General features: G+C 57.2%; 2 protein-coding genes. Both read left to right on the top strand.

The features are described 5' to 3' along the window. Positions 1–727 (top strand): formylglycine-generating enzyme family protein (locus ACH2EH_RS11605; RefSeq protein ID WP_395141821.1); only part of this gene is annotated, 727 nt, incomplete at its 5' end. 275 nt (positions 728–1002) lie between these two features. Next, positions 1003–1634, top strand: a 632-nt coding sequence (locus ACH2EH_RS11600) for a hypothetical protein (protein WP_395141819.1), incomplete at its 3' end; no start/stop codon positions are given.

Below are 1634 nucleotides of genomic sequence, written 5' to 3'. Positions count from 1 at the left end.
GAACCGCAAGTTGCCCTCTAGTTATCCTGCCCCTAAAACGCTTGCGGAGTACAAGGCACAGATGATGGCGATTCCGGGCGGCTCGTTTGCGCGGGGGAACGAGAAATACTTAAATGAGAAAGAGGGTGGCACGGTGACGCTCTGGGCGTTTAAGATGGGGCGCACTCCGGTGACAGTGGCGATGTTCTGGGAGTTCTGCAATGCCACGAGCCGCAAGATGCCCCGCCCACCCGCTTGGGGCTGGATTCCCGATCATCCGATGGTGAACGTGAGCTGGGAAGAGGCGAAGGAGTATGCGGACTGGGCGAAACTGAAACTGCCTACGGAGGCGGAGTTCGAATACGCTTCGCATGGTGGCACCACAGATGAGTATCCTTGGAAAGGCGGTTTTGACCAGAACAAGCTCTGGAGCAGCAAGAGATCTGGCGATACGGGCGGCACTGCGTCCGTCTCGCGGTCTTCGCGTGTGTTCGTGAACGGGTACGGGCTTGTGGATATGGTGGGTAATGTGTGGGAATGGTGTTCGGATTGGTACTTCGACTACTATCCTGGAGGCGACGAAACGATCCCTACGGGGCCATCGTTTGGCAGTGGTCGCGTACTTCGCGGCGGCTCCTGGGACGGCATTGACGCGGGATACTTCCGCTGCGCGAACCGGAATTCGAGCGACTTCAACAGTGGGAACATCTACATCGGTTTCCGTCTGTCTTCCCCAGGACTGCGCTAATTTTTAGTTATAGGGAACCCATGCTGCCATTGAGCGCTCTCAACCGCGACGGCTGGTAACAGGAGACTGTGAACGTCGAAGCGGGGAACTCTAAAATAACCCTTGCAGTGGGGCATGATGAGCTTGTGGTATCGCTCATGAATAAAGAGGTTGAGTACAGAGGATTTGAGATTTAGCACAGAGTATTTAAAGTTAAGTTCAGATAATCTGAGCTAGAGTATGACTTTATTGTGGTATAGTTTAATCTATCTGACAAAAGGTTCAAGGTACACACAATGGCAATCAGCAACGATTTGAAGACCTATCACAAACTTATAGACACTTTTATTGCGCACTGGGCAGCGGTAGATGGTGCGCTGGGGAGTGCCCCCCTGGTACTGCCCGATGGAGCCACAAGGGCAGAGTGTGTGGAGGCGAAGGCGACTCTCACCGCGCTCTATCAGGCGGTTGAGAGCGGCGACAACCGAGCGCAGACCAGCACGGCGGACTGCTTGCGGCTCAAGGGGGACTTGGTGCCCCGACTGGCACAGTTCAAGGCCACAGTGAGCGGGCTCCTCCCCGGCTCGCGCTACGCCAGCGCTCTGGCAAAGACCCCTCCGAAGACCTCCTCGCAGGGGGTGGTGGTGAAGGCGCTTCAGGACACACTGAGTCTGTGGGAGCAGATCGAAGCAGATAGCGCCGTCACACTCTCCAAACCGCTCACGCTGGCAGACGGCACGACCCTGGTGGGCTTGCAGAGCGGCTTTGGACAGCTACAGAGCGCGTATAGTGCCCATGCCACGGGCAAGGAGGCAGCGAGTGCAGCCCGTGCGCAGCGCAACGAGCAGCTCAAGGTTCTCGATGCCCAGATGAAGCAGTACCGCAAGACCGCACAAGCCCGCCTCGCCAAAGGCCACCCCCTTCTCGC

Origin of the sequence: Armatimonas sp. (assembly GCF_043760365.1) — a bacterium.
Taxonomy (GTDB): Bacteria; Armatimonadota; Armatimonadia; order Armatimonadales; family Armatimonadaceae; genus Armatimonas.
This window is presented reverse-complemented; position numbering and strand designations above follow the sequence as displayed.